At 72.8% G+C, this 25,933-nt stretch carries 19 protein-coding genes; 6 read left to right on the plus strand and 13 right to left on the minus strand.

The window, feature by feature from the left end; translation table 11 throughout:
• Positions 1-58 precede the first annotated feature (58 nt).
• From ilvC to ACFXGN_RS10090, 5 genes are all read right to left on the minus strand, one after another.
• On the minus strand, positions 59-1,060 hold the full coding sequence (ilvC, locus tag ACFXGN_RS10070; RefSeq protein ID WP_384855981.1) for a ketol-acid reductoisomerase: 1,002 nt from the start codon (positions 1,058-1,060) through the stop codon (positions 59-61).
• Positions 1,061-1,180: 120 nt separating this feature from the next.
• Complete coding sequence (ilvN, locus tag ACFXGN_RS10075) at positions 1,181-1,708, minus strand: acetolactate synthase small subunit (RefSeq protein WP_148006298.1); 528 nt, start codon at positions 1,706-1,708, stop codon at positions 1,181-1,183.
• Between the two features lie 41 nt (positions 1,709-1,749).
• On the minus strand, positions 1,750-3,600 hold the full coding sequence (locus ACFXGN_RS10080; protein ID WP_384855984.1) for an acetolactate synthase large subunit: 1,851 nt from the start codon (positions 3,598-3,600) through the stop codon (positions 1,750-1,752).
• Positions 3,601-3,828: 228 nt separating this feature from the next.
• Entirely contained in the window at positions 3,829-6,678 is a 2,850-nt protein-coding gene (locus ACFXGN_RS10085; protein WP_384856818.1) for a putative bifunctional diguanylate cyclase/phosphodiesterase, read from the minus strand.
• Positions 6,679-7,910: 1,232 nt separating this feature from the next.
• Positions 7,911-8,876 (minus strand): 2-hydroxyacid dehydrogenase, encoded by a 966-nt coding sequence (locus tag ACFXGN_RS10090; protein WP_384855987.1) that lies wholly within the window; start codon positions 8,874-8,876, stop codon positions 7,911-7,913.
• Between the two features lie 75 nt (positions 8,877-8,951).
• Between ACFXGN_RS10090 and ACFXGN_RS10095 the strand changes: the two genes are divergently transcribed.
• The 3 genes from ACFXGN_RS10095 to ACFXGN_RS10105 all read left to right on the plus strand — a co-directional run bounded on the left by ACFXGN_RS10095 (position 8,952) and on the right by ACFXGN_RS10105 (position 11,793).
• Positions 8,952-9,965, plus strand: a complete 1,014-nt coding sequence (locus ACFXGN_RS10095; RefSeq protein WP_384855990.1) for an aldo/keto reductase — start codon at positions 8,952-8,954, stop codon at positions 9,963-9,965.
• A 388-nt stretch (positions 9,966-10,353) separates the two neighbouring features.
• Positions 10,354-11,496 (plus strand): PQQ-dependent sugar dehydrogenase, encoded by a 1,143-nt coding sequence (locus ACFXGN_RS10100; RefSeq protein WP_384855992.1) that lies wholly within the window; start codon positions 10,354-10,356, stop codon positions 11,494-11,496.
• 30 nt (positions 11,497-11,526) lie between these two features.
• Entirely contained in the window at positions 11,527-11,793 is a 267-nt protein-coding gene (locus ACFXGN_RS10105) for a DUF6191 domain-containing protein (RefSeq protein WP_384855994.1), read from the plus strand.
• On the opposite strand, the gene ACFXGN_RS10110 is transcribed toward ACFXGN_RS10105, so the two are convergent.
• The 5 genes from ACFXGN_RS10110 to ACFXGN_RS10130 all read right to left on the minus strand — a co-directional run bounded on the left by ACFXGN_RS10110 (position 11,677) and on the right by ACFXGN_RS10130 (position 20,759).
• On the minus strand, positions 11,677-14,730 hold the full coding sequence (locus tag ACFXGN_RS10110) for an AAA family ATPase (protein ID WP_384855997.1): 3,054 nt from the start codon (positions 14,728-14,730) through the stop codon (positions 11,677-11,679). The two genes, ACFXGN_RS10105 and ACFXGN_RS10110, sit on opposite strands and share 117 nt — an antisense overlap.
• A gap of 7 nt (positions 14,731-14,737) precedes the next feature.
• Positions 14,738-14,929 carry a hypothetical protein gene (locus ACFXGN_RS10115; protein ID WP_384855999.1) on the minus strand — a complete coding sequence of 64 codons (192 nt, stop codon included), beginning with the start codon at positions 14,927-14,929 and terminating at the stop codon, positions 14,738-14,740.
• Between the two features lie 268 nt (positions 14,930-15,197).
• Positions 15,198-15,797 (minus strand): hypothetical protein, encoded by a 600-nt coding sequence (locus tag ACFXGN_RS10120; RefSeq protein ID WP_384856001.1) that lies wholly within the window; start codon positions 15,795-15,797, stop codon positions 15,198-15,200.
• Positions 15,798-16,083: 286 nt separating this feature from the next.
• Positions 16,084-18,411 carry an MMPL family transporter gene (locus ACFXGN_RS10125; protein ID WP_384856003.1) on the minus strand — a complete coding sequence of 776 codons (2,328 nt, stop codon included), beginning with the start codon at positions 18,409-18,411 and terminating at the stop codon, positions 16,084-16,086.
• A gap of 257 nt (positions 18,412-18,668) precedes the next feature.
• Positions 18,669-20,759: a phosphocholine-specific phospholipase C gene (locus tag ACFXGN_RS10130; RefSeq protein ID WP_384856004.1), complete on the minus strand. Its 2,091-nt coding sequence runs from the start codon at positions 20,757-20,759 to the stop codon at positions 18,669-18,671.
• An 832-nt stretch (positions 20,760-21,591) separates the two neighbouring features.
• On the opposite strand from ACFXGN_RS10130, the gene ACFXGN_RS10135 reads away from it, so the two are divergent.
• The gene (locus ACFXGN_RS10135; RefSeq protein ID WP_384856007.1) at positions 21,592-22,191 is read left to right on the plus strand and encodes a hypothetical protein; all 600 of its coding nucleotides are present in this window, start codon (positions 21,592-21,594) and stop codon (positions 22,189-22,191) included.
• A 14-nt stretch (positions 22,192-22,205) separates the two neighbouring features.
• Here ACFXGN_RS10135 and ACFXGN_RS10140 read toward each other — a convergent pair whose 3' ends face one another.
• Positions 22,206-22,610, minus strand: a complete 405-nt coding sequence (locus ACFXGN_RS10140; RefSeq protein ID WP_384856009.1) for an ATP-binding protein — start codon at positions 22,608-22,610, stop codon at positions 22,206-22,208.
• A gap of 113 nt (positions 22,611-22,723) precedes the next feature.
• Here ACFXGN_RS10140 and ACFXGN_RS10145 point away from each other — a divergent pair, with 113 nt between their 5' ends.
• Together ACFXGN_RS10145 and ACFXGN_RS10150 are read left to right on the plus strand one after the other, a co-directional pair.
• Positions 22,724-23,551, plus strand: coding sequence for a Scr1 family TA system antitoxin-like transcriptional regulator (locus ACFXGN_RS10145; protein WP_384856012.1), 828 nt, complete (start codon positions 22,724-22,726; stop codon positions 23,549-23,551).
• Positions 23,548-23,853, plus strand: a complete 306-nt coding sequence (locus ACFXGN_RS10150) for a DUF397 domain-containing protein (RefSeq protein ID WP_384856013.1) — start codon at positions 23,548-23,550, stop codon at positions 23,851-23,853. The genes ACFXGN_RS10145 and ACFXGN_RS10150 overlap by 4 nt, the downstream gene beginning before the upstream one ends.
• Before the next feature lie 12 nt (positions 23,854-23,865).
• On the opposite strand, the gene ACFXGN_RS10155 is transcribed toward ACFXGN_RS10150, so the two are convergent.
• Complete coding sequence (locus ACFXGN_RS10155; RefSeq protein WP_384856016.1) at positions 23,866-24,501, minus strand: hypothetical protein; 636 nt, start codon at positions 24,499-24,501, stop codon at positions 23,866-23,868.
• Positions 24,498-25,778, minus strand: a complete 1,281-nt coding sequence (locus ACFXGN_RS10160) for an AAA family ATPase (RefSeq protein WP_384856019.1) — start codon at positions 25,776-25,778, stop codon at positions 24,498-24,500. The genes ACFXGN_RS10155 and ACFXGN_RS10160 overlap by 4 nt, the downstream gene beginning before the upstream one ends.
• Positions 25,779-25,933 lie beyond the last annotated feature (155 nt).

Raw genomic sequence — 25,933 nt, forward strand, 5'->3', positions numbered from 1 at the left:
GGGTGTCCAAGGGTGTGGAACGGGGCCGGACAGCTGGTCCGGCCCCGTCCCTGAAGGCTTACGCCTCCTCGTCGTTCACCCAGCTCATGAGCTTGCGCAGCTCCTTGCCGGTGGTCTCCAGGAGGTGGTTGGCGTCCTGGGTCTTGTACTCGTTGTACTGCTTCAGACCGCCGTGGTACTCGGCCATCCACTGCTTGGCGAAGGTGCCGTCCTGGATCTCCGCGAGGACCTTCTTCATCTCCGCCTTGGTGGCGTCGGTGATGATCCGCGGGCCGGTGACGTAGTCGCCCCACTCGGCGGTCTCGGAGACCGACCAGCGCATCTTCTCCAGGCCGCCCTCGTACATGAGGTCCACGATGAGCTTCAGCTCGTGCAGGCACTCGAAGTAGGCGATCTCCGGCTGGTAACCGGCCTCGGTCAGGGTCTCGAAGCCCGCCTTGACCAGCGCCGCGGTACCACCGCAGAGCACGGCCTGCTCACCGAACAGGTCGGTCTCGGTCTCCTCGGTGAAGGTCGTCTTGATGACGCCGGCGCGGGTGCCGCCGATGCCCTTGGCGTACGAAAGGGCCAGGTCGAAGGCCTTGCCGGTGGCGTCCTGCTCGACGGCCGCGATGCACGGGACGCCGCGGCCCTCCTCGTACTGGCGGCGGACCAGGTGGCCCGGACCCTTCGGGGCGACCAGGGCGACGTCGATGCCCTCGGGCACCTTGATGAAGCCGTAGCGGACGTTGAGGCCGTGACCGAAGAAGAGCGCGTCGCCCTCCTTCAGGTTGTCCTTGATGGACTCCTCGAAGACCTGGGCCTGGATCGGGTCCGGGGTCAGGATCATGATGAGGTCGGCCTCGGCCGCGGCCTCGGCCACGGAGACGACGCGCAGGCCCTGCTCCTCGGCCTTGGCCTTGGACTTCGAGCCCTCCTGGAGGCCGACACGGACGTCGACGCCGGAGTCACGGAGCGACAGCGCGTGGGCGTGGCCCTGGCTGCCGTAGCCGATCACCGCGACCTTGCGGCCCTGGATGATGGACAGGTCGGCGTCGTCGTCGTAGAACAGCTCGGCCACTGGGTATCTCCTTGAAGTGCTGGTGTTGCGTCCCACCGTACGGCGGGGAGCGGGAGGATGGTTCTCGGGTCTCGTCAGGCGGACCGCCGGACGGACCGGTGGTTGACCGCCGACGGGTTGTCAGGCGCTGCGGTCGAGGGCCCGCAGGGACCGGTCCGTGATGGACCGGGAGCCGCGCCCTATGGCGATCGTGCCGGACTGCACCAGCTCCTTGATGCCGAACTGCTCCAGCATCTTGAGCATCGCTTCGAGCTTGTCGCTCGAACCGGTGGCCTCGATGGTGACCGCCTCGGGCGAGACGTCCACGGTCTTGGCGCGGAACAGCTGGACGATCTCGACGATCTGGGAGCGGGTCTCGTTGTCGGCGCGGACCTTCACCAGGACGAGCTCGCGCTGGATCGCGGCGCTGGGCTCGAGTTCGACGATCTTCAGGACGTTGACCAGCTTGTTGAGCTGCTTGGTCACCTGCTCCAGGGGCAGGTCCTCGACACTGACCACGATGGTGATGCGGGAGATGTCGGGGTGCTCGGTGACGCCGACGGCCAGGGAGTCGATGTTGAAGCCGCGGCGGGAGAACAGGGCGGCGATCCGGGCGAGGATGCCGGGGGTGTTCTCGACGAGAACGGAGAGCGTGTGCTTGGTGGACATGGTCTGGGTCTCTTCCTTTTCGCTCTGCTGCGTTCCGCGCTTCAGTCGTCTTCGCCGTCGCCGAAGTCGGGGCGGACGCCCCGGGCGGCCATGACCTCGTCGTTCGAGGTGCCGGCGGCGACCATCGGCCACACCTGGGCGTCCTCGTGGACGATGAAGTCGACCACGACCGGGCGGTCGTTGATGGCGTTGGCCTCGGCGATGACCTTGTCCAGGTCGGCCGGGTCCTCACAGCGCAGGGCCACACAGCCCATGGCCTCGGAGAGCTTGACGAAGTCGGGGACGCGGGTGCCCTTGTTCGCCTGGATGTCGTCCGGGCCGGAGTGCAGGACGGTGTTGGAGTAGCGCTGGTTGTAGAAGAGGGTCTGCCACTGGCGGACCATCCCGAGGGCGCCGTTGTTGATGATGGCGACCTTGATCGGGATGTTGTTCAGGGCGCAGGTGGTGAGTTCCTGGTTGGTCATCTGGAAGCAGCCGTCGCCGTCGATGGCCCAGACCGGGCGGTCCGGCAGACCGGCCTTGGCGCCCATCGCGGCGGGGACCGCGTACCCCATCGTCCCGGCGCCGCCGGAGTTCAGCCAGGTGGCGGGCCGCTCGTAGTCGATGAAGTGGGCGGCCCACATCTGGTGCTGGCCGACGCCCGCCGCGAAGATCGTGTCCTCGGGGGCGAGCTGCCCGATGCGCTGGATGACCTGCTGCGGCGAGAGGCTGCCGTCCTCCGGCAGGTCGTAGCCGAGCGGGTAGGTCTCGCGCCAGCGGCTCAGGTCGCTCCACCATGCGGTGTAGTCGCCCTTGTTGCCCTCGGCGTGCTCGGCCTGGACGGCCTGGACCAGATCGGCGATGACCTCGCGGGCGTCACCGACGATCGGGACGTCGGCGGTGCGGTTCTTGCCGATCTCGGCCGGGTCGATGTCCGCGTGGACGATCTTGGCGTACGGGGCGAAGCTGTCGAGCTTGCCGGTGACGCGGTCGTCGAAGCGGGCGCCGAGGGCGACGATCAGGTCGGCCTTCTGGAGCGCGGTGACGGCGGTGACCGAACCGTGCATACCTGGCATTCCCACATGCAGCTGGTGGCTGTCGGGGAAGGCGCCCAGGGCCATCAGGGTGGTGGTGACGGGGGCGCCGGTCAGCTCGGCGAGGATCTTCAGCTCGGCGGTCGCACCGGCCTTGATGACACCGCCGCCGACGTACAGGACGGGGCGCTTGGCGGCGCTGATCAGCTTGGCCGCCTCGCGGATCTGCTTGGCGTGCGGCTTGGTCACCGGGCGGTAGCCGGGCAGGTCGGTCTGCGGCGGCCAGCTGAAGGTGGTCTTCGCCTGGAGGGCGTCCTTGGCGATGTCGACCAGGACCGGGCCGGGACGGCCGGTGGAGGCGATGTGGAAGGCCTCGGCGATCGTCCGGGGGATGTCCTCGGCCTTGGTGACCAGGAAGTTGTGCTTGGTGATCGGCATCGTGATGCCGCAGATGTCCGCCTCCTGGAAGGCGTCCGTGCCGATCGCCTTGGAGGCGACCTGACCGGTGATCGCGACGAGCGGGACGGAGTCCATGTGCGCGTCGGCGATCGGGGTGACGAGGTTGGTGGCCCCGGGTCCCGAGGTCGCCATGCAGACGCCGACCTTGCCGGTGGCCTGGGCGTAGCCGGTGGCGGCGTGGCCCGCGCCCTGCTCGTGGCGGACCAGGATGTGGCGGACCCGCCGGGAGTCCATCATCGGGTCGTACGCGGGCAGGATCGCGCCGCCGGGGATGCCGAAGACGGTGTCGGCGCCCACTTCCTCAAGAGAACGGATGAGGGACTGCGCACCCGTGACGTGCTCGACGGTGGTGGCGGGCGCCGTGCCGTGGCGGGGCCGCGGCTGCGGATGGTGCCCGGTGGCCTGGTCGGTCATCAGCATCTCTTCTCGAAGCAGAGGGTTTTCGCGAGGTGTTTTGCCAGGTTTCGCACCGGCTTCGGAGGGAGTCGGTGCAACAAAAAACCCCTCGTGCCGGGAGGCAAGCGAGGGGAGCGCGTCGGGTGCGTTCTAAGCGGGCCTGGGAGGGGCCCCGCTTCAGCCGACGCGCTGTCCAAGTACGAGAATTCGGGTGCGCATGGCACTGACCCTCCCTCTCAGGCCTCGTCACTGTCAAGTGGGTGGGACGGGCGTCTCATCATGTGAGCGGGTGGGGGGTCGGTTTCCGGCACGTGCCGGGACCGCTCCGGGGAGGGGGTACTCGTCCCGTACGAGGGCCCTGCGCAGCCGGTACTCGTCGAGCGGGCCGGAGAAGGCCATGCCCTGGGCGTGGCCGCATCCCATCGCCCGCAGGGCGGCCACCTGCTCCGGTGCGTCGACTCCCTCGGCCACGGTCTGGAGGCCGAGTTCCCCGGCGATGCGGAGGACTCCGCGGGTGATCTTGCGGAGCCGGGGCGATTCGACGAGCCCTTCGACGAGCCCTCGGTCGAGCTTCAGTATGTCGACGGGGAGGCGCCGGAGCGCGTTGACGGCGACGTGTCCGCTGCCGAATCCGTCGAGCGCGATCCGCACCCCGAGGCGGCGCAGGCTCACCAGGCGCTGTTCCAGCTCGTCCAGGGAGATCCGGGGGTCGCTGTCGGCCAGCTCGATGATCAGCGAGCCGGACGGCAGCCCGTGCCGGGTGAGCAGGGACTCGACGGAGCCGAGCGGCAGCGAGCGGTCGAGGAGGCGGCGGGCGGGGAGCCGGATGGAGACGGGCGCGCGATGGCCGATACCGGCCCGCTCGGCGGCCTGTTCGACGGCTTCTTCGAGGAGCCAGCGGCCCAGTTCGGCGGTCCGCTCACCGTCGTCGGTGACCCGGAGGTACTCGGCGGGGGTGAAGAGGATGCCCTGGGTGGAGCGCCAGCGGGCCTGGGCGCTGACGGCGGAGATCCGGCCGGTGGCGAGGTCGACGACCGGCTGGTGGAGCAGGGCGAACTCGCCGTCGTGGAGGGCGCTGCGCAGCCGGGCGGCGAGTTCGGTGCGGCGGACGACCTCGGCCTGCATCTGGGGCGCGTACAGCTCGACGCGGTCCTTGCCCGCGGCCTTGGCCCGGTACATGGCGAGGTCGGCGTTGCGCAGGAGGTCGCCCGCGGCGATGCCGGGCTCGGCGAAGGCGACCCCGATGGAGGCGGCTACCCGGACCTCGTTGTCGCCGTCGACGCGGTAGGGCCGGGAGAGGGTGAGGCGGAGCCGGTCGGCGATCTCCCGGACCTGGCTCTCGCGGGCGGCCCGGTCGCGAGAGCCGTCGCCGAGGATGAGGGCGGCGAACTCGTCGCCGCCGAGCCGGGCGGCGGTGTCCCCGGCGCGCACGGAGTCCTGGAGGCGGCGGGCGGCCTGGACGAGGAGGTCGTCGCCCGCCTGGTGGCCGAGCCGGTCGTTGACGCCCTTGAAGCCGTCGAGGTCGACGAAGAGGACGGCGGTGCCGGGGTCGGAGGCGCGGCGCCCGCCGAGTGCCTGCCGGACGCGCCGGGTGAACAGGGCGCGGTTGGGCAGGTCGGTGAGCGGGTCGTGCTCGGCGTTGTGCTGGAGCTGGGCCTGGAGCCGGACGCGCTCGGTGACGTCCCGGCTGTTGAAGATCAGGCCGCCCTGGTGCCGGTTGACGGTGGACTCGACGTTGAGCCAGTCGTCCCGGCCGGAGCGGAAGCGGCACTCGATCCGGGTGGTGGGTTCCTCGGCGGGCGAGACGGCGAGGAAGCGGCGCACCTCGTGGATGACGGCGCCGAGGTCCTCGGGGTGGATCAGCGAGGACAGTTCGGAGCCGGTCAGTTCCTCGGCGTCGCGGCCGTAGACGCCGGAGGCGGCGGGGCTGACGTAGCGGAGCGTGCCGGAGGGCGCGGCGATCATGATGACGTCGCTGGAGCCCTGGACGAGGGACCGGAAGTGGTTCTCCTTCTGGGCCAGCTCGTGGGTGAGGGCGATGTTGTCGAGGAGCATGATGCCCTGCCGTACGACGAGGGCGAGGACGACGGTGCAGCCGGTGAGGACGACGAAGCGGTCGAGCCGGCGTCCCTCGACCACGTTGTAGAGGAGGCTGAGGGTGCAGACGGCGGCGGCGAGGTACGGGGTGAGCGCGGCGAGCGAACCGGCGACGGGGCGGCTGTGCAGCCGGGGGGTCCGGGCGGGGGTCTCGCCGCCGGAGAGGCGGCGCGCGCCCCAGGGGGCGTAGGCGAGGAGCAGGGAGCCCGCGAACCAGCCCGCGTCGAGCAGTTGTCCGGAGACGTAGCTCTGGCGGAGCAGCGGTGAGGTGAACAGGGCGTCGCACAGGACGGTGAGGGCGAGTGCGGCGATGGCGGTGTTGGTCGCGGAGCGGTTGGCCTGCGAGCGCCGGAAGTGCAGGACCAGGACCATGCTGACGAGGACGATGTCGAGCAGCGGGTAGGCGAGCGACAGGGCCGCCTGGGTGACCGGTTCGTTCTGGAAGTGGGCCGTGCGCGCGAGGGCCAGGCTCCAGGACAGGGTGAGGAGGGAGCCGCCGATGAGCCAGGCGTCGAGGCCGAGGCAGACCCAGCCGGCCCGGGTGACGGGTTTCTTGGCGAGGACGAGGAGTCCGACGATCGCGGGGGGCGCGAACAGCAGGAAGCACAGGTCGGCGACGGACGTGGTCGGGACGCGGGTGCGGAGCACGACCTCGTACCAGCCCCATACGGCGTTCCCGGCGGAGGCCATGAACGAGGAGAAGGCGAAGAGCAGCCAGGCGGGGCGGTCCTCGCCGTGGTGGGCGCGGGCGTAGAGGAAGCAGGAGACGGCGGCGGTGAGGGCGGCGGCGCTGAGTCCGAAGTCACCCATGAAGAGCGCGAGTTCCGGGGAGCCCCAGCCGAGGGAGGCGCCGGTCGTGTAGCCCGCGCAGATCAGCCCGAGGGTGATCTGCGCGAGGATGCCGCCGATGCCGCCGATGCCGGGGCTTCCGGTGTCCGGGCGGCCGGGGGCGGCTGCGCCGGTGTCGGCCGGGGGGCGCGCGAGCACCGCCCCGGGCGCGGTCACCGGGGCCTCCGGCGCCGCGCCTCCACAGGCGTCCGCTTCGTGCGTGCGGGCGGGCGGCTCGCCGGGGCCGCAGACGGCGTGCCCGTCGCAGTCGTGGGGCCCTGCCGGGTCCCGTACGAGCGGATCGCCCGCCGGGACGGGAGCTCCGCACACCGCACAGCCGGTGCCGTCACCATGCCCCGCACGGGCCGCACCAGCGTCCGGGGTGTCGCGGGCCGGGACGTCGTGGTCCGGCACTTCACGGCCCGGGGCGTCGTGGTCCGGCACTCCACCGTCCGGGGCGTCGTGGTCCGGGGCACCACGGCCCGAGGTGTCGCCATCTGGGGCACCACGGCCCGGGGCGTCGTGGTCCGGCACTCCACCGTCCGAGGTGTCACGGCCCGAGGTGTCGCGGTCCAGGGCGCCACGGCTCGGGGTGCCGCCGTCCGGCACGTCACAGTCCGGGGCGTCACTGTCCGGGACGACGTCGTTCGGGGTGCCACGGCCCGGGGCGTCACCGTCCGGGGTGTCGCTGTCCGGGGCGCCACGGCCCGGGACGTCACCGTCCGGGACGTCACCGTCCGGCACTCCACGGCCCCGGGCATCGCCGTCCGGGATGACCTGGCCCGGGGTGTCGCTGTCCGGGGCGCCACGGCCCGGGACGTCACCGTCCGGGACGTCACCGTCCGGCACTCCACGGCCCCGGGCGTCGCCGTCCGGGATGACCTGGCCCGGCGCGTCACCGTCCGGCGCGTCACGGCCCGGCGCGTCACCGTCCGGGGCCCCACGGCTCGGCGCGTCGCGGTCCGGGACGGATTCGTCGGCGGTGCGACCCGCGCGGTCCCCGGCGTCGTCGCTGCCCGCGCACGCGCCATCGTCGCCTCGGCGCGCGGCTTCGCTCTCCGTCGCCTCGGCGGGGCCGGGGGTGGTGCGGGACGCGCGGTGGGGCGCGGCCTGCTCCGGCACGGTGGGTACGAGGCGGTCGGTGAGGCGCGGAGGGACCTCCGACGGCGGCGTCGCCGCGTCGGGTCGTCGCTCCTCCGGCCGTGCCTCACCCTTCGCCCCCCTCGGAATCTGCTGTCCCGTCACGTCACTCCCCAGCGTCAGCCCGTACTCGACGCAGTCCCCCGATCCGGGACGATACACCAGGACCGTCACTCAGGGACAGGGTTCCTCTACGCTGCGTGACTGACGCGGGTTGTTGCGCGGCGCGTGTCGGGCGTACGGAATCACCCGGACGGCCCCGTCCCGGCTCAGTCGGTGGTGAGCAGCACGTTCACCGGCTCCTCGCCCGCCGCGAAGCGCCGCAGCTGCCCGGCGATCAGCCGCTTGGCCCTCGGCATGAAGGCGGAGGTGGAACCTCCCACATGGGGGCTGATCAGGACGCCCGGGGCGTGCCACAGGGGGTGTCCGGCCGGGAGCGGTTCCGGGTCGGTGACGTCGAGCGCGGCCGTGATCCGCCCGCTCTCCACCTCCTTGAGGAGGGCCGCCGTGTCGACGACCGGGCCCCGGGCCACGTTCACGAGGAGCGCGCCGTCCTTCATCCGTGCCAGGAAGCCCGCGTCGGCGAGATGCCTGGTCTCGGGGGTGAGCGGGGTGGAGAGAATCACGACGTCCGCCTCGGGGAGCAGCGTCGGCAGTTCCGCCAGGGCGTGGACCGGCCCGCGCACGGTGGTGCGCGCGGAGCGTGCGACGCGTGCGACCCGCGCGCACTCGAAGGGTGCGAGCCGGTCCTCGATGGCGGCGCCGATCGATCCGTATCCCACGATCAGGACGGACTTGTCGGCGAGGGCGGGGTAGAAGCCCGCCCGCCACTCCTCGGCGTCCTGGCCGCGCACGAAGCCGGGGATGCCGCGCAGCGAGGCCAGGATCAGGGCGAGGGTCAGTTCGGCGGTGCTGGCCTCGTGGACGCCCTTGGCGTTGCAGAGGGCGACGCCCGGCGGCAGCGAGCCGATGCCGGGGGTGACGTGGTCGATGCCCGCCGAGAGGGTCTGCACCACCCGCAGCGAGGTCATCGCGGCCAGCGGCCGTACGGCGATCTCGGAGCCCTTCATGTACGGGACGACGTAGAAGACGCAGCGCGCCGGATCGGCCGGGAACTCCGGCCCGCCGTCCCAGAAAAGGTAGTTGAGGCCCGACGCGCCCGGCTCGGGGAGTCCCTCTGTCTCGGCCGCCGGGACGGGAAGCCACACGTCAGCGGTCGTGTCTTCGAATCTCATGAGCGGGAGGCTATGCGAAGAATCCCTGACGGCATTGGTTACTTTGGGGGACGGCACAGGGAGGGGTACCGGCAGGTGGAGCGCAGGACTATCGGGGCGACGGCGCTCGACGTGGGTGCGGTCGGCCTGGGGTGTATGCCGATGAGCTGGGCGTACGACCGTTCCCAGCAGCGGGGGGACCGCTCGCTGCGGACCGTGCACGCGGCTCTGGACGCCGGGGTGAGCCTGCTCGACACCGCCGACATGTACGGACCGTTCACCAACGAGCTGCTGGTGGGACGGGTGTTGAGGGAGCGCAGGGCGGAGGCCTTCGTCTCGACGAAGTGCGGTCTGCTGGTCGGTGACCAGCACGTCGTCGCCAACGGGCGGCCCGGGTACGTGCGCCGGGCCTGTGACGCCTCGCTGCGGCGGCTCCAGACCGATGTCATCGATCTCTACCAGCTCCACAGGGCGGACCCCGAGGTGCCGGTCGAGGAGACCTGGGGCGCGATGGCGGAGCTGGTGACCGCCGGGAAGGTGCGGGCGCTGGGGCTGTGCGCGGTCGGCGCCCGCTGGACCCGCCGGGGCACCACGGGCGCGGGGCGGGACGGCTATGAGGGAACGATCCGCCAGTTGGAGCGCGTCCAGCAGGTGTTCCCGGTGGCGGCGGTGGAGGCGGAGCTGTCGGTGTGGTCGCAGGAGGCGCTGGCGCGGCTGCTGCCGTGGTGCGCGGCCCGGGGGGTCGGTTTCCTGGCGGCGATGCCGCTGGGGAGCGGTTATCTGACCGGGACGCTGACCACCGGCGGCGGCTTCGAGCCCGACGATCCCCGGGCTCGGCACCCCCGGTTCACCGCCGAGATGATGGCGGCGAACCAGCCGATCGTGGCGGGGCTGCGGCGGGTGGCCGCCCGGCACGGCGCGGAGGTCACCCCGGCGCAGGTGGCGCTCGCGTGGGTGCTGGGCCGGGGGCGGCACGTGGTGCCGGTGCCGGGGGCGAAGCGGGAGCGGTGGGCGGTGGAGAACGCGGGCGCGGCGCGGCTGCGGCTGACCCCGGGGGACCTCGCGGAGATCGCGACGCTCCCGGCGCCCCGGGATTCCTGGGACCACTGAGGCCCCTGCGCGACAGCCGGAGCCGGACCGGCCACGGGGCCGGACCCGAGGTCGGACCCGAGGTCGGACCCGAGGTCGGACCCGAGGTCGGACCCGAGGTCGAGCTGGCCACGGGGCCGGACCCGAGGTCGGGCCGGACCTCGGGTCGGACCCGGGTCGGTGGCCCTGCGGACATGGGGGACCGGCATCGGCCGGACCAGGGGGTCGGTGCCGGTGGGGCCAGGGCGACGGCCGGGTGTCCGGCCGGGCGGCCACCGGCGACGGCGTCCGGCCGTCCGACGTGAGGACCTGCCCCCCGTGAAGTCCCGGGTCCGGGTGGGAACTCTGGCGGGCCCCGGGAGGTATCTAGAGGCGAGGGACACCGCCCGCCGTCGAAGGGGACCCCGCCGTGAGTCGTCCTGCTGTGCTGAAGGCCCTGTGGGGCGCCGCCGTGCTCGCCCTGGTCGCGGGGTGTTCCCCGGGGACCTCCGGGGACGCGGAGGAGCGGCCGGGTTCGGCGCCGCCGTCCGCCGCCGTCTCCCCGTCCGGGTCCGGCTCTCCTCCGTCGGCGGCGGCGGGGAGCGGCCGGGTGACGGTGGCGGGCACGCTCACCGGGGACCTGAAGTCGCCCTGGGGCCTCGCCCGTCTGCCGGACGGCGATCTGCTGGTCTCCTCGCGCGACGAGCGGACGGTCACCCGGGTCGACGGGCGGACCGGGGACAGGACCCCCCTCGGCGAGGTGCCGGGGGTGGTGCCCGGCGGTGAGGGCGGACTCCTCGGTCTCGCCGTGAAGGACGCCTGGGTGTACGCGTACCTCACGGCGGAGTCGGACAACCGGATCGTCCGGATGCGGTACGGGGGCGCGGCGGGCGACCGGCTCGGGGCGCCGGAGCCGGTGCTCACCGGCATCCCCAAGGGGGTGACGCACGACGGCGGGCGGATCGCGTTCGGTCCGGACGGGATGCTGTACGCGGGGACGGGCGAGACCGGCCGGACGGGGCTGTCCCAGGACCGGGCGTCGCTCGGCGGGAAGATCCTGCGGGTCACCCCGGAGGGCCGTCCCGCGCCGGGCAATCCCTTCGCCGGGTCGGCGGTCTACTCGTACGGGCACCGCAATGTGCAGGGGCTGGCCTGGGACGCGGACGGGCGGCTGTGGGCGTCCGAGTTCGGGCAGAACACCTGGGACGAGCTGAACCTGGTGGAGCCGGGGAAGAACTACGGCTGGCCGGTGGTCGAGGGGCGGGCGGGGCGGAAGGGCTTCGTGGACCCGGTGGCCCAGTGGCCGACCTCGGAGGCGTCGCCGAGCGGCATCGCGTACGCCCGGGGCGCGATCTGGATGGCGGGGCTCAGGGGCGAGCGGCTGTGGCGCGTCCCGGTCTCCGGTACGGAACTCTCCGGGAAGCCCCGGGCGTTCCTCACCGGGGAGTACGGCCGCTTGCGCACGGTCCTCGCGACGGGCGACGGACGGCTCCTGCTGATGACGAACCAGACCGACGGCCGGGGCACCCCGAAGCCCGGGGACGACCGGCTGATCCGGCTCGACGTGGACTGACCGAGGGAGGCGGTGACCGTGTTCGGCCCCATGGCAGAGCTGTTCGCGCCCGGACGCAGGCACACCACGGAGGAACTGCGCAGGCAGGCCCTGACCAGGGAGGACCCCGGGGACGCCGATCCGTCGCGCGGCCCGATAGACCTGGGGTCGGGCCGGGTCACGATACGGCTGCCGGGCGGGTCAGAGGGGCCCGTCGAGGAGGTGGAGGCGGTGGGCGAGGGCGGCGGCCTCACCGCGTCCGGCGACCCCGAGCTTGGCGAGGATGTTCGAGACGTGGACGCTGGCCGTCTTGGGTGAGATGAACAGTTCCCCGGCGATCTGCCGGTTGGTGCGGCCCGCCGCGACCAGTCGCAGCACGTCCTGTTCGCGGGGGGTGAGGCCGAAGCCGTCACCGTCGGGCCCGGCGGTGACCGGCGCCTTCTCCTCGGTGAGGGAGAGCCGGGCGCGGGCGGCGAGCAGCTCCACCTCCTCGCGGAGCGGGCGGGCGCCGAGGGCGCGGGCGGTGGCGTGGGCCTCGCGGAGCAGGGCGGCGGCCTCCTCGCGACGGCCGCCCTCGACGAGCAGGGCGTCGGCGAGGCGGTGGCGGGCGCGGGCCAGTTCGGCGGGCCGGTCGAGGGCTTCGTAGGCGGCGACGGTCTCGGTCAGGCGGGCGGCGGACGCGCGTCCTTCGGCGCGGGCCAGTTCCCCGGAGACCTCCAGGGCGTGGGCGGCCCAGACGGGGGCGGGGGTGGCGAGCGCGCGGACGCAGCGGCGTACGGCGTCGAGCGCTTCGGGGCGGCCCTCGTCGGCGGCGGGCAGTCCCCTGCTGTCGGCCTCGGCGGTGACGGCGGAGAGGACGAGGGGCCAGCCGTAGCGGTGGGTGCCGGGCGGGAATCCGGCCCGTTCGGCCTCGGCGAGCAGGGTGCGGACGTCCGCGAGGCGGCCCTCGGCGGCGGCGACGGCGATGTCGATCTGGACCATCGGCAGGGTGTACTGCGGAATGGGGTCGCGGCTGCCGTAGACGACGCGGGCTTCGGTGAGATGGCTCCGGGCGGCGGCGAGTTCCCCCCGGGCGGCGGCGAGGTGGGCCAGCCGGAGGGAGGCCGAGCCGCGCGGTTTGGTGCTGGTCGCGGAGCGCAGCAGCCGCTCGGCGGCGTCCCGGGTCTCGTCCCAGTGGCCGAGGGAGTAGAGGGATTCGGCCCGGTTGGCCTCGATCCAGCCGACGCTGTCGACGAGTCCGTACGCGCGGGCGAGGCGGATGCCCCGGTCGGAGACCTCGACGGCGTCCCGGGAGCGGCCGAGGGACTCCAGGGAGGAGGAGAGGTTGATGTGGGCGCGGGCGGTCTCGTTGAACTGGCCGATGGACTCGGTGCGTTCGCGGACCTCGTGCAGTTCGGCGAGTCCGGCCTCGACGTCCCCGGCGGAGACCTTGAGGGTGCCGAGGGTGAGCCGGGCGTTGAGTTCGATGGACTCGGCCTTGACGTGGCGGGCGTACTCGACGGCCCGTTCGGCGGCGGCGAGGGCCCCGGGGCCCGGGTCGCGGAGCATTCCCCAGCCCGCGGCGCCGACGAGGACGACGGCGTGGACGGCGGAGGGCGGCAGGCCCTTGACGAGTTCCTGGGCGCGGGCGATCTCCTCCCAGCCGTCGCCCCGGCCGAGGTTGGACTGGAGGCGGGCCCTCTCGGTCCAGAACCAGGCGGCGCGCAGGGGGTCCTTCTCGTCGGCGTCGTCCAGGAGGCGCAGGGCCGTCCTGCCGATCTTCAGGGCGCGTTCGCGGTCGCCGCTGAGCCGGGCGGCGACGGCGGCCTCGGCCAGCAGGTCGAGATGGCCGAGCGCGGTGGTCTCGGGGTCGCAGCCGCAGGGCGGGTAGGCCTCGGCGTAGTCCATGGGCCGCAGTGAGCGGCGGGTCTCCTCGGGGGCCTCCTCCCAGAGTTCCATGGCGCGTTCGAGGAGGCGGAGCTGTTCGGCGTAGGCGTGCCGCTTGCGGGTCTCGACGGAGGCGCGGAGGACGGCGGGGAGCGCCTTGGCCGTGTCGTGGGCGTGGTACCAGTACGTGGCGAGGCGGGGGGCACGTTCGTCGGGGCGGACCAGCGAGGGGTCGGCCTCCAGGGCTTCGGCGTAGCGCCGGTTGAGGCGGGAGCGTTCGCCGGGCAGCAGGTCGTCGCTGACGGCCTCGCGGACCAGGGAGTGGCGGAAGCGGTAGCCGTCGCCGTCGGGGACGGCGAGCAGCAGGTTGGCGCCGACGGCGGCCCTGAGCGCCTCGATGAGTTCGTCCTCGGTGAGCCGGGCGACGGCGGCGAGGAGGCCGTACTCGACGGTGGAGCCGCCCTCGGCGACGATCCTGGCGACCCGCTGGGCGTCTTCGGGGAGCGCCTCGACCCGGACGAGCAGGAGGTCGCGCAGGGAGTCGCTGAGCTGTCCCGCGGCGCAGCCCGCCTCGTGGGAGACGACGAGTTCCTCGACGAAGAAGGCGTTGCCGTCGGAGCGTTCGAAGACCTCTTCGACGAGGGCGGGGTCGGGTTCGGCGGCGAGGATGCCGGTGAGCTGGCGGTGGACCTCCGCGCGGGTGAAGCGGGCGAGTTCGATGCGGCGGATGGTGCGGAGCCGGTCGAGTTCGGCGAGGAGCGGGCGCAGCGGGTGGCGGCGGTGGATGTCGTCGGCGCGGTAGCTGGCGACGACCACGATCCGGCCCCCGCGCAGGGTCCGGAGCAGATAGGTGAGGAGGTGCCGGGTGGAGGCGTCGGCCCAGTGCAGGTCTTCCAGGACGAGGACGACGGTCCGGTCGGCGGCGAGCCGTTCCAGGAGCCGTACGGTCAGCTCGAAGAGACGGGCGGTGGAGTCCTCGTCGGAGGTGTCGTGACCGCCGGGGTCGCCCAGTTCGGGCAGGAGGCGGGCGAGTTCGGCCCGCTGTCCTTCGGCGGCCTCGGCGAGTTCGGCGGGCAGGTGGCGGTGGAGCGAGCGGAGGGCGGTGGAGAAGGGGGCGAACGGCAGTCCGTCGGCGCCGAGTTCGACGCAGCCGCCGACCGCGACGACCGCGCCGAGGTCGCGGGCCATGTCGAGGAACTCCTCGATGAGCCGGGTCTTGCCGACGCCCGCCTCCCCGCCCACGAGCAGGGCCTGGGGCTCTCCCGCGGTCGCACGGGAGAGCGCCTCGGTGAGGGCGGTGAGTTCGCCGGCGCGGCCGACGAAGACGGGGCTGACTGACCTGGTCTCCACGGCGCCGAGCATCGCACAGGCGTCCCTGCCGTCGCTCATACGGGGGTCACGCGGCCCGGACGAAGCGGCCCCGGCCCCCGGCGTCCACCCGCCCCCCGGAATTCCGGCCCCCGCTGCGGCGGCCGAAGGGGCGGGGGCGCCGGGCGTCCGTGCGGGCGGCCTCGTGGGCCAGTCGCTCGGCGTCGGCCTCGCGGACGAGCCGGGCGTGGTCCATCAGGTGGATCTCGTACTCGAACATCTGCTGCTCCCCGGTGACTCGGTGTCGGTGTCGCTCTCTGGCGATGCCTCCACTGTCGTCGCCCAGGGGGCGCGGCCACATCGGGCGAGTGCCGCATCCGGGGGGTACGGGGGGCCTTAGGCGGGTCTCCGGGGGGCCTTAGGGGACCGGGGAGGGGCCTCAGGAACCGGACCAGGGCCCGGCACTCAGGCCCGGGGGCTCAGGAACCGGACCGGGGCCCGGCGCTCAGGCCCCGGGTGCTCAAGACCCCGCGCTCAGGACCCGGTGCTCAGGACCCCGCCGTCGGGAGGGCGAAGAACAGGTCGAAGTAGATGCCGACCGAGACGATCACTCCCAGCGCGCCGAGCACGGCTCCGGCGACGGCGACCGCGCGGACCCAGGAGGGGCGGGCGGGGAGGATCAGCACGAGGACGGCGACGAACAGGGCGACGAAGGCGAAGACTCCGTTGACCAGGGCGGTGCTGTGCCAGGCGTCGCCGTAGATCTCGGCGATCTGCTGGGCCGGGGTGCCGGACCCCGACAGCTTGATCTGGCCGATCAGCGTCTCGCGTTCGGCGACGATCCGGCCGCCCCAGGTGCCGGTGAGGGCGACGGCTCCGAGGGCGGCGGAGACCACGGCGGCGGCGGCACCGGCGATGCCGGAGGAGGCGCGGGCCGGGGCGTCCTCGCCCAGGCCCTCGTCCGCGTCCTCGGTCAGGTCCTCGGCCCCACCGTCGGCGTCGGCGGCGGGCCCGGTGCCCGCGCCCGCCTCGGCGTCGCCCTTGCCCGTACCGGCCTCGGCCGCGTCCGCCCCGGGGGCGGTCGTCCCGGCCTCGTCCACGGCCTCGGGGGCGTCGGTGGCCTTCTCGGTGGTCGTCTTGGTGTCCATGCGGCGCACGCTAAGCGGCGCACATGAGAAGACCCTTAAGACGGCCTCCCCGGGGGCGGGGGCGGGGGCCTCAGGCCCGGGAATCCTTCGCGGCGCGCCGCTCCGGGGCGAGCACCGCCCCCGCCCGGACCCCGGTGTCCGTACGACTGCCCCGACGCGGGCGGAGCCGGGTTCCGTGGCGGCGTCCGGCAGTCCGGTGTGCCGCCCCACGGACTCGCGGTCCCGGTCCCTGCGGGTCAGGGGCTCCTCGGCCCGTCAGGGCTCCAGCGGCCTCGGCCCGGCGCCGTCACCGGGCGATGCCGTGAGCATCGCCCGTCTCCTCCTCCGCGACCGGAACCGGCGCCGGAACCGAAGCCTGGGCCGGAACCGGCGCCGGAACCGAAGCCTGGGCCGGGACCGACACCGACACCGGAACCGGCACGCGGGCCGCCGGGACCCCCGCGCGGCTGTCCGCCGCCTCCCGGCACTCCGGCGGTTCGATGCTGATCCGGGGCAGCAGCCGGTCCAGCCACCGGGGCAGCCACCAGTTCGCCCCGCCGAGGAGGTGCATCAGCGCGGGGACGAGGAGGGTCCGCAGCACGAAGGCGTCGAGGGCGACGGCCGCCGCGAGCGCGATGCCGAACATCGCGATGACCCGGTCGCCGGAGAGCACGAAGGCGAGGAAGACCGAGATCATGATCACGGCAGCGGAGTTGATCACCCGGCCGGTCTCGGCGAGGCCGACCCGGACCGCCCGCCGGTTGTCGCCGGTCTCCAGCCACTCCTCGTACATCCGGCTGACCAGGAAGACCTGGTAGTCCATGGAGAGCCCGAAGAGCACCGAGACCATGATCACCGGCAGGAAGGGTTCGATCGGTCCGGCGCTGCCCAGGCCGAGGAGTTCGCTCCCCCAGCCCCATTGGAAGATCGCCACGACGATCCCGAAGGCGGCGGCGACGGCCGCGACGTTCATGGCGGCGGCCTTGAGCGGGATGCCGATCGAGCGGAAGGCGAGCAGGAGCAGCAGACAGCCCAGTGCGATGACGACGCCGACGAAGAGCGGCAGCTTGCCGACGATGATCTCGGCGAAGTCGTCGTACGAGGCGGTGACCCCGCCGACGTTCACCTCCAGGGAGGTGCCCGCCTCCGCCTTCGGCAGGACGTCGGCCCGGAGCCGGTCGACCAGTTCGCTGGTCTGCCGGGACTGCGGCGAGGAGTCCGGTACGACGGTGAGGACGGCGGTGTCGCCGGAGCCGTTGTAGGTGACCGGGGAGACCGACGCGACCCCCCGGGTGTCGGCGAGCACGGCGGGCAGCCGGTCCAGGGCGAGCCGGTCGTCGGCGCCGTCGAGCCCGGCGACCAGGGTGAGCGGGCCGTTGACGCCCGGCCCGAAGCCCTCGGCGAGCAGGTCGTACGCCTTCCGCGTGGTCGCGGTGGCCGGATTGTTCCCCTGGTCGGAGGTGCCGAGGTGGAGCGAGAGGGTGGGCAGCGCGAGGACGGCCATGACGACGGCGGCCACGGCCCCGAGGAGCTTGGGGTGGCGCTCGACGAAGGCGGACCAGCGGGCGGCGAAGCCGGTGGGCGCCTCGGGCCGGGGCCCGTGCTCGGCGAGGTCGCGCCGCTCGCGCCGGGACAGCGCCCGCATCCCGATGAACGACAGCAGGGCCGGGAGGAAGGTGACGGAGGCGGCGACCGTGAGGACGACGGTGAGGGAGGCGGCGACGGCGACGCCGTTGAGGAAGCTGAGCCGCAGGATCAGCATCCCGAGCAGCGCGATGCAGACGGTCGCCCCGGCGAAGACCACGGCGCGGCCGGTGGTGGCGACGGCGGTCTCGGCCGCCTCCGCGACGGAGAGCCCGCGTTTCAGTCCTCTGCGGTGCCGGGTCACGATGAACAGGGCGTAGTCGATGCCGACGCCGAGGCCGACGAGCATCCCCAGCATCGGCGCGAAGTCGGCGACGGTCATCAGGTGCCCGAGGAGCACGATCCCCGAGTAGGCGATGCCGACGCTGACGAGCGCGGTCGCGATAGGGAGCGCGGAGGCGGCGAGCGAGCCGAAGGCGAGGAAGAGGACGACGGCCGCGACGGCGACGCCGACGGCCTCGGCGACGTGTCCGCCGGGGGCCTCGGTGAGGGCGACCGCGGTGCCGCCGAGTTCGACGGAGAGCCCGGCCGGTTCGTCGGCCGCCGCCTTCGCCGTGTCGACGAGGGCGCGCGCCTGGGCCTCGGGGATGTCGTCGGCCTGTTCGTGGAAGGTGACGACGGCGTAGGCGGTGTGCCCGTCCTCGCTGATCTGCCCCGGGGCGCCGCCGCCGTACGGGGAGGCGACGGCGGCGATGCCGGGAAGTGCGGCGACCTCGTCGAGCATCGCGGTCATCCGGCGCTCCACGGCGTCGGCGCGGACGCCGCCCCGCTCGCTGTGCCAGACGACGGTGCCGCTGTCGCCGCCGAGGCCCTGGAAGCCCCGGTCGAGGAGGGCGGTGGCCCGGCCGGACTCGGTGCCCGGGACCTCGTAGTCGTTGGAGTACGCGCTCCCGGCGACGATCGCCGAGGTGCCGACCCCGCCGAGGGCGAGGAGCCACAGCAGGACGGCGGCGAGGCGGTGCCGGATGCACCACCGTGCGAGGGCTGCCACAGGACCTGCTCCCTGAGTGGTTCGTGGATCTTTCACGGGAACAGCCCGAGAAGAACGCATGAGCTACGTGGGGCCACTGTGGCAGCCAAACGTGATCGTTTGCCCCTTTCGTGGCGATCCTCACAGGGGTGCCCGGGAAGCTCGGGACCGAGGTCCCGCCGCACCGGCGGGGATGCCCGGGGAGCCGGGGCCGAGGTCCCGGCCCCGGGGGCGGACCGAGGTCCCGCGTCCCGGGGCGCGGGAGCTCACCGCGGGGGTCAGCCGGAGACGCTGTCCCGCCCGTTCTCGATGTGGCCCATGAGCCTGCGGCGGAAGCCGCCGGGGGCGGTCACCTCCAGGTCGTACCAGCCGTGCGCGTCGGCGGCCGAGTGGACGAAGGTACGGGTCCGGCCCGGCTTCACGGTGACCGTACGGGTCCAGTCGGCCAGGTCGTCCTCGTCCACGTACCCCAGCGGCCTGACCCGGAAGGTGACGGCGGACCGGCCGGTGTTCCGCACGGTGAGGTGCAGGTCGCGGTCGTGGTGGTCGATGCGGGAGACCAGTTCGGCGCCCCCGGCGGCCGGGCCCTCGAACTCGCGCCGGAAACCGTTGGGGCCGGTGACCGTGAAGCGGTAGCGGTCGCCGGGGACGGGGACGGTCCACTCCCCGGTGCCCCTGACGTCCCGGTGCTGCGGCAGGGCGAACTCGCCCGCGTACGGGTAGAGCGCGAAGTGCGCGCTCGCCCTGCCCCGGTTGCTGAGCGCCACCGAGACGGAGCCGGGCCGGACGGTCGCGGAGGCGTCCGGCTGGTACGGCAGCGGGCGGGCGCGCCGCACCCCGGGCTCCTGGACCGGCATCTTCTGTACGGCGGGGGGCTGCGGGCGCCAGCGGCCCGTGAAGGGCGGCACCGGGCCCGGCGGGTCCACGTCGGGCTGCCTGCGGGCCCGCCCGAAGTCGAAGGCGGAGGTGAGGTCGCCGGTGACGGTCCGGCGCCAGGAGGTGATGTTGGGCTCCCGGACGCCGGTCAGCCCTTCGAGGAAGCGGATCACGGAGGTGTGGTCGAAGGTCTCGGAGCAGACGTAGCCGCCGACCGACCAGGGGGAGACGACGAGCAGCGGGACCCGGATGCCGAGACCGGTGGGCTGGCCCTTCCAGCGCTCCTCGGTGGTGCCCTCCGGCGGGACCGGCGGCGGCACGTGGTCGAAGAAGCCGTCGTTCTCGTCGTAGTTGATCAGGACGACGGTGTGGCGCCAGACGTCCGGGTGCGCGCCGAGGGCGTCGAGCACCTTGTAGACGAGGCTCGCGGAGGCGACCGGCGAGGAGGCGCCGGGGTGCTCGGAGTCGACCGCGGAGGGCACCAGGTAGGAGACCTCGGGGAGGGTTCCGGCGGCGACGTCGGCGCGGAAGGCGTCGGCGAGGGTGCCGCTCTCGACCCGGCGCAGCCCGCGCTCGAAGAGGGACCGCTCGGCCTTGGTGAGCCCGGCGACGCCCTTCTCCAGGAGCCCGAGGAGCCTGGCGCGCTCGGCGGCGTCGTCGGTCTCGCGGACGGCGGCGTAGAAGGACTCCATGAAGGTGTGCCCGCCGGTCCCGGCGAGCGCCTTGCGGGCGATGTTCTTGAAGGTGGTGAAGAACTCGATGTTGTTGTCGGTGAAGTTCTCCCACTCGGTGTACGTCTTCCAGCCGCGCCCGGCGGCTTCGAGGCGCTCGGCGTAGGTGGGCCAGCCGTAGCCGGGGTGGGTGTCCTCGGCGTAGGCGGCGTTGGTGACGGCGCGGCTGCCGTCGGCCTCGAAGCCGGTCCAGCCGGACCAGAGGTGGTTGCGGTTGGGGCTGGTCGAGGTGTGGATGGAGGAGTGGTAGGCGTCGCAGACGGTGAAGGTGTCGGCGAGCTCGTAGTGCAGGGGGATGTCCCGGCGGTCGTAGTACGCCATGGTGGCGGCGGTCTTGGCCGAGACCCAGCCGTCCATCCAGCCGCCGTGCCAGGCCTTGCCGCCGCCGCCCCAGGAGTGGTCGAGGTCCCCGATGTACTGGAGGTCCTTGCGCTGCGTCTCGGCGGCGTCGCGGATCGGGAAGGGCAGGACGGTCCGCCCGGCGGCGGCGGGCTGCTCGAAGACGGGCTTGCCGGAGGGCAGTTCGATGGCGTTGCGGTCACCGAATCCCCGGACGCCCCTGAGGGTGCCGAAATAGTGATCGAAGGAACGATTCTCCTGCATCAGGATCACCACGTGGCGGACCGACGAGAGGCCCCCGGCCGGGGGCCCGGCGGCCATCGCGTTCTGCAACGACGGCGGCAGCAGCGAACCGGCCGCGGCGGCACCGAGGGCACCGCCGCCCAGGGCGAAGAGCCTTCTGCGGGACATCTCGGATGACAAGACCGACCTCCAGTCGACGGCCAACGGTTCGCCTTCGAGCCATTGGTTGGTACGCCGGGGACGGTAGTGAGACGGGGTGACGGGGAGAAGACCCGGCGGGGGCCCGTGGGTGAACGTCCAAGACGACGTGACGGGAATCCAGGCGGTTTCCGGCCAGGCCGCCGGGCGCGGGCCGGGCACGTCACGCGCGGGCCGGGCGCGGACCGGGGCACGTCACGTACGAGCCGGGCGCGGACGGGGGCGCGTCACGCGCGGGCCGGGCAGCGCCACGCACGGGCCGGACACCGGCCGGGCGCGGGCCGATCAGGCGTCACGCACGGACCGAGCACGGACCGGGCGGACGCCACGCGCCAGCCTGCCACGGGCCGGAGCGCGGGCTCGCCAGAGGAGGTGCCCCCAGCGCGCCCGCTCGGTCTCCTCGCACCACGTCCGGTACGGGGAAGCCGCGAGCACCGCCAGATCCGTCCGCCGCACCAGCGGTGCGGCGGAGTCGCGCAGCGGGTCCGCTCCCCCCGGGCCCGGTCAGCTTCCTCCGGACCCGCTCGGGGTCCGGCTTCCGCTTCTCGCCCTTGAAGGGCACCCGCCCTCCACGGCGGACGGCTTCCCGTACGGACGGTCGGCGAGCGGCCCGACGACCGGCATCGCAGAGTCCAGCGCGTCCGGCGAACGAGCGTGCCGGACAGACGGGCCGGGCGTGCCGGACGGGCCGTGACAGAAGCCGTCCGCGTCCTTAAGAGGTCTCCGACGCCGTGATCACACCAGCCATACCAAGACCGTCTCGCCCGCGATCGACAGCTCCTGGACGGCCTCGTGCCGACCGTAGAGTGCGGTCATGGACGATATCCCCTGGTTCGAGTACGAAGAGGACGACCTGAACGTCGCCCAACGCGCGTTCGTGGACGTTCTGTCCGAACGCGCGGGATCCTGGCTGGTGGACCCGCTCGACACCGTCGTGCTGCCCTCTGCGCACACCTTCGACGGCCAGCTGATCGTCTCTCTGGATATCGGTGACCCGCAACGCAACCAGGGAGTTCTGACGGTGGGCGCCCACTTCGACGGGTCCGTTGTCCGTGGGGGCGAACTCCACAACCAGGACTTCACTATCCGGCAGGCCAGTGAGTTCGTCCTCGAAGCCGCGGGCAGCCCGACGGAGCTGGGGAACAGCGTGGCAGATTGGTTCGAAGCGGTCCTCGCGCGACCTCTGGTCCGCTGCGAATGGCATCACGAGGGAATGATGTACGCGGTCCGCTACGAGTACGCAGATACAGGGCGAGGCCTGTGCGAGGGCTTCGAGACCCCCCTGGCACCCGACGCACTGCGGAAAAGGCTGGCCGCAGACGGCGTGGTCCGAGGCCGAGGCCGGATCAACCGAGCCGGCCTCGGCCAACCAGACGTGATCACACATGTCCGAGGCGTCCACCCCGATCAGTAGTTACGCGACAGCGCTCAGGGAACGCCCCCGGCATCGCCGAACTCGCACCAGACGACCTTGCCGGGGTCTCGTGGGCCCACGCCCCAGCGGTCGGCGAGGGTGTCGACGAGGAGGAGGCCCCTGCCCGACTCCCCGGAGGGTTCGCGGACGGCCGGGGTGCCTTCGCCGCTGTCGTGGACCTCGACGCGGAGGCGGCCGGGGTGCTCCAGATAGAGGTGGAGGCGGTAGCCACGGCCGGGCGGGACGCCGTGCAGGAGCGCGTTGGTGGCCAGCTCGCTCACGCACACCAGTACGTCGTCCGCGCGGGCGTCCAGTCCCCAGTCGGTCAGCGCCTTGCGGGTGAAGTCGCGGGCGAGGGGCACGGATCGGCGTTCACGGCGGTAGAACGCCTCGCGGAACAGGGGGATCTGGTCGTTCATGGCGATCACGGTGACGTCTCGCGCCCCACGCGCCCCAGAGCGTCGAGCCGTACAAAATCTTTGTACGGGTTCGGAAAGCGTCGCGTACCCGTGGACCAGGGAAAGTACCGCACATGCAACGCGGCACGAACTCCAGGAAGAAGGTCCCGTCGTGGGAAGTGGTCGGCGCCCTCGTGGCGCTCTACCGGAAACAAGCGGGGCTGACCCAGCCCCAGTTGGCCGCACAGGCGTGTGTGGCATTGGAGACGCTGGGCTCCATCGAACAGGGACGCCGAGCGCTGCGCCTCGGACTCGCGGGTGAGCTGGACAGCATCCTGAACACCGGCGGCGCGCTGGCGGTGGCGGTCGGGAAAGCGCCGAAGAAGGAGCGCTATCCGGCGTTCGTTCAGGAGTTCATCGAGCTGGAGGCACAGGCGCTCAGTCTGTGCTGGTACGAGAACGGCGTCGTCCCTGGGCTGCTTCAGACCCCCGAGTACGCCCGTGCGGTCTTCGACTGCCTCTATCCGCCGATCACCCCGCAGGAGGCGGAGGACAGGATGCTCGACCGGCTCGACCGCCAGCGGATCTTCGAGCAGACACCATGGCCTCCGATGATGTCCTTCCTCCTGAACGAATCCGTTCTGGAGCAGCCGATCGGCGGACGCGAGGTGCTGCGGGGACAGCTCCTCCATCTGCGCGAGATCGCCGAACTCCCCTTCCTCGCGCTCCAGATCGTCCCCAAGGCGCGGACGAAACACGCGGGACTCGCCGGGCCCATGGTGCTCATCGAAACACCTGACCACGAACACGTCGCCTACATCGAGGGGCAGCGGGTCAGCTTCCTCATCGACGACCCCGACGAGGTCGGCATCCTCCAGGCCAAGTATGGAATGCTGCGGTCACAGGCCCTGACGCCCGAGGACACCATGGGCCTGCTGGAACGTCTGGCAGGAGTGACATGAGCGCAGCAGCACTTTCGTGGTTCAAGTCCAGCTACAGCAGCGATGAAGGCGGCGCCTGCCTCGAAGTCGCCTATGACTGGCGCAAGTCGAGCTACAGCGGCGACGAGGGTGGCGCCTGCCTCGAAGTCGCTTACGACTGGAGCAAGTCCACCTACAGCGGCAGCGAGGGCGGCGCCTGCGTCGAGGTGGCCGCCCACCCCGCCGCCGTGCACGTCCGGGACTCCAAGCTCGGCGGGACCGGCCCCGTCTTCACCGTCTCCCCCCTCGCCTGGGACGCCTTCGTCGGCGGAGCGCCCTCCTAGGTCTCACCGGCCCTACAGGAAGCGCCGCTCACGCAGCGCGCGTCCGGTGTCCTCGTACCACGCGCGGTACGAGGGCACCTGTGCGAGCACGGCGAGGTCCGTACGGCGTACGAGCAGTTCCGCGCTGTCGTGCAGCACCTCGGGCCCGTCGTCCCCCAGCAGGGTCTTCCAGACCTCCTTGGGGGTCAGCCTGGCTCCGCCGCCCTTGAGCGGCACCCGCTTCTCCACCGCCGAGGGCCCCGCGTACGGGTACTCCGGGAGTTCGCCCACCACCGATTCCAGGGCCTTCCGGTCGGCCAGCATCCAGGACTCGGTCATCAGGACGGGCACGAGCGGGACGGACACCCCGGCGCGCGGGGCGGCGGCCCGCCGCCGCTCCAGCGCGACGACCAGCTTCAGGCGGGCCTCCGAGGCGTCCTGGTCGCCGTGGACGAAGACGATGTCGCAGTCCGCCGCGAGCGCCTCGGCCGCCGCCAGGACACGGTCCGGCCGGTCGTTGGACCGGACCGGGGAGACCTCGCAGCGGAGCACGTCCACCGTCTGCGCGCTGCCCGCGAGCAGGAGCGCGTCGAGCTGCCGCTCGACCAGGCTCTTCAGATAGGGCCCGTCGCTGCCCTCGACGAGCAGCCCCGGCAGCAGCGTCCTCATTCCCCGCCCCTGTCCAGCCTGCGCAGCAGCCGTTCCACCTGCTCCGGCGAGACCGTCTCGCCCGGCTCCCGGTCCGGGTCGAAGGCCCGCAGCGGCCGGGCCACGGTCGCCCGGGAGATCGTCCCGTCGGCCGGATCGACCCGGTCCGCCTGCTCCAGGAAGACGAGGCTGCCGGAGAGGTCGTGCCTGAGCGCGCCGAGGAGGGCCGGGGAATGGGTGGTGGCGATGAGCTGCCGGTACGCGGACGCCTTCGGCGTCACCCCGGTACCGCGCCGCAGGCGGCGCACCAGATCGGCGACGCGCTCGGGGTTCATCCCGTTCTCGATCTCCTCGACGCACATCCCGCCGGGCCAGGCGGGGTCGGCAGCCGCCGCGAGCAGGGCCGCCATGCGCAGGGTGCCGTCCGACAGGGTGGGCGGCGACAACCAGCCCGTGTTGCCGAAGGCCACCTCGAAGTCGAGTTCCTGGCGCCGCTCGTCGTAGACGACCCGTACGTCCTCGACTCCTTCGACGAGCGCGGCCAGATCCGCGACGAAGCGGCGCCAGAGCGGCGGACGCTCCTCGATGCGGTGGAGCACCTCGGCCAGGTTCCCGCCGTCCGGGGTGAGGCGGCCGAGGACGAAGGCCGGGGACGGCCGACGCAGGGCCGCCGGGTCGAGGAGGAGGGGTGCCCACGACGCGCATTCCCGGGCGGCCAGCAACCGCAGTTCCGTGCCCGGCTCCGCGAAGAGGGAGTCGTTCCCGGCCGACCGGTTGGCCTCCTCGTCCTCGATGGACAGCGGGCTGCCCAGGGGCCCGTGGAAGGGCACGAACTCGCTCTCGTGCTCGACGAACTCCGCGCGTGCCCGGGCCACGGCCCTCCGCTGGTCCTCGTCCAGACCGACGCGATCCATCCAGTCGGGCCGATCGAGCCTGCTGACCCAGACGCCGCAGTTGCGGCCAAGTGCCACCCGGCCCGACTCCAGGCGTACCACGCTCAGCCTGATCCGCAGCGGCAGCGGCCCGTAGGGGGTCGCGACCAGCGATCCGACGGTGACGGCAAGTTCCCGGCGCTCGTTCTCCTCGCGCCGGTGGAACAGATCGGCCGGAGCCAGTCGCCGGTCCTTGCGGACCGTCTCCTCGAAGCCCCGGTCCGCCGTCCCCGCGACGAGCCGGAGGGCGTCGAAGAGGTTCGACTTCCCCGCCCCGTTCGCACCCAGCATGATCAGCGTCGGCGGCACGTCGAGGCTGAAGCCTCGGAACGACTTGAACCCGTCGATCCTGATCTGGGTGATCATTCTGGGCGGTGCTCCTCTTGTCTCCGCTGGTCTCCGCGTGTCTCCGCACGCACCCGGCCCCGCTCGCCTCCACGTGCCCCGGTTCCGCGCGGTGGCACGGACCCTCACCCTAACTCCGGGCCCTCCCCCGCCCTCCGGTGCGCACGCCGTACGAC

The sequence above is a fragment of the Streptomyces sp. NPDC059247 genome (assembly GCF_042754005.1).
Classification (GTDB): domain Bacteria; phylum Actinomycetota; class Actinomycetes; order Streptomycetales; family Streptomycetaceae; genus Streptomyces.

Bases quoted from the DNA above. Each gene is read 5' to 3' on its own strand.
- ilvN (WP_148006298.1), bottom strand. From the start codon at position 1,708: ATGTCCACCAAGCACACGCTCTCCGTTCTCGTCGAGAACACCCCCGGC.
- ACFXGN_RS10080 (WP_384855984.1), bottom strand. From the start codon at position 3,600: ATGCTGATGACCGACCAGGCCACCGGGCACCATCCGCAGCCGCGGCCC.
- ACFXGN_RS10090 (WP_384855987.1), bottom strand. From the start codon at position 8,876: ATGAGATTCGAAGACACGACCGCTGACGTGTGGCTTCCCGTCCCGGCG.
- ACFXGN_RS10105 (WP_384855994.1), top strand. From the start codon at position 11,527: ATGGCAGAGCTGTTCGCGCCCGGACGCAGGCACACCACGGAGGAACTG.
- ACFXGN_RS10110 (WP_384855997.1), bottom strand. From the start codon at position 14,730: ATGAGCGACGGCAGGGACGCCTGTGCGATGCTCGGCGCCGTGGAGACC.
- ACFXGN_RS10115 (WP_384855999.1), bottom strand. From the start codon at position 14,929: ATGTTCGAGTACGAGATCCACCTGATGGACCACGCCCGGCTCGTCCGC.
- ACFXGN_RS10120 (WP_384856001.1), bottom strand. From the start codon at position 15,797: ATGGACACCAAGACGACCACCGAGAAGGCCACCGACGCCCCCGAGGCC.
- ACFXGN_RS10135 (WP_384856007.1), top strand. From the start codon at position 21,592: ATGGACGATATCCCCTGGTTCGAGTACGAAGAGGACGACCTGAACGTC.
- ACFXGN_RS10140 (WP_384856009.1), bottom strand. From the start codon at position 22,610: ATGAACGACCAGATCCCCCTGTTCCGCGAGGCGTTCTACCGCCGTGAA.
- ACFXGN_RS10145 (WP_384856012.1), top strand. From the start codon at position 22,724: ATGCAACGCGGCACGAACTCCAGGAAGAAGGTCCCGTCGTGGGAAGTG.
- ACFXGN_RS10150 (WP_384856013.1), top strand. From the start codon at position 23,548: ATGAGCGCAGCAGCACTTTCGTGGTTCAAGTCCAGCTACAGCAGCGAT.
- ACFXGN_RS10155 (WP_384856016.1), bottom strand. From the start codon at position 24,501: ATGAGGACGCTGCTGCCGGGGCTGCTCGTCGAGGGCAGCGACGGGCCC.
- ACFXGN_RS10160 (WP_384856019.1), bottom strand. From the start codon at position 25,778: ATGATCACCCAGATCAGGATCGACGGGTTCAAGTCGTTCCGAGGCTTC.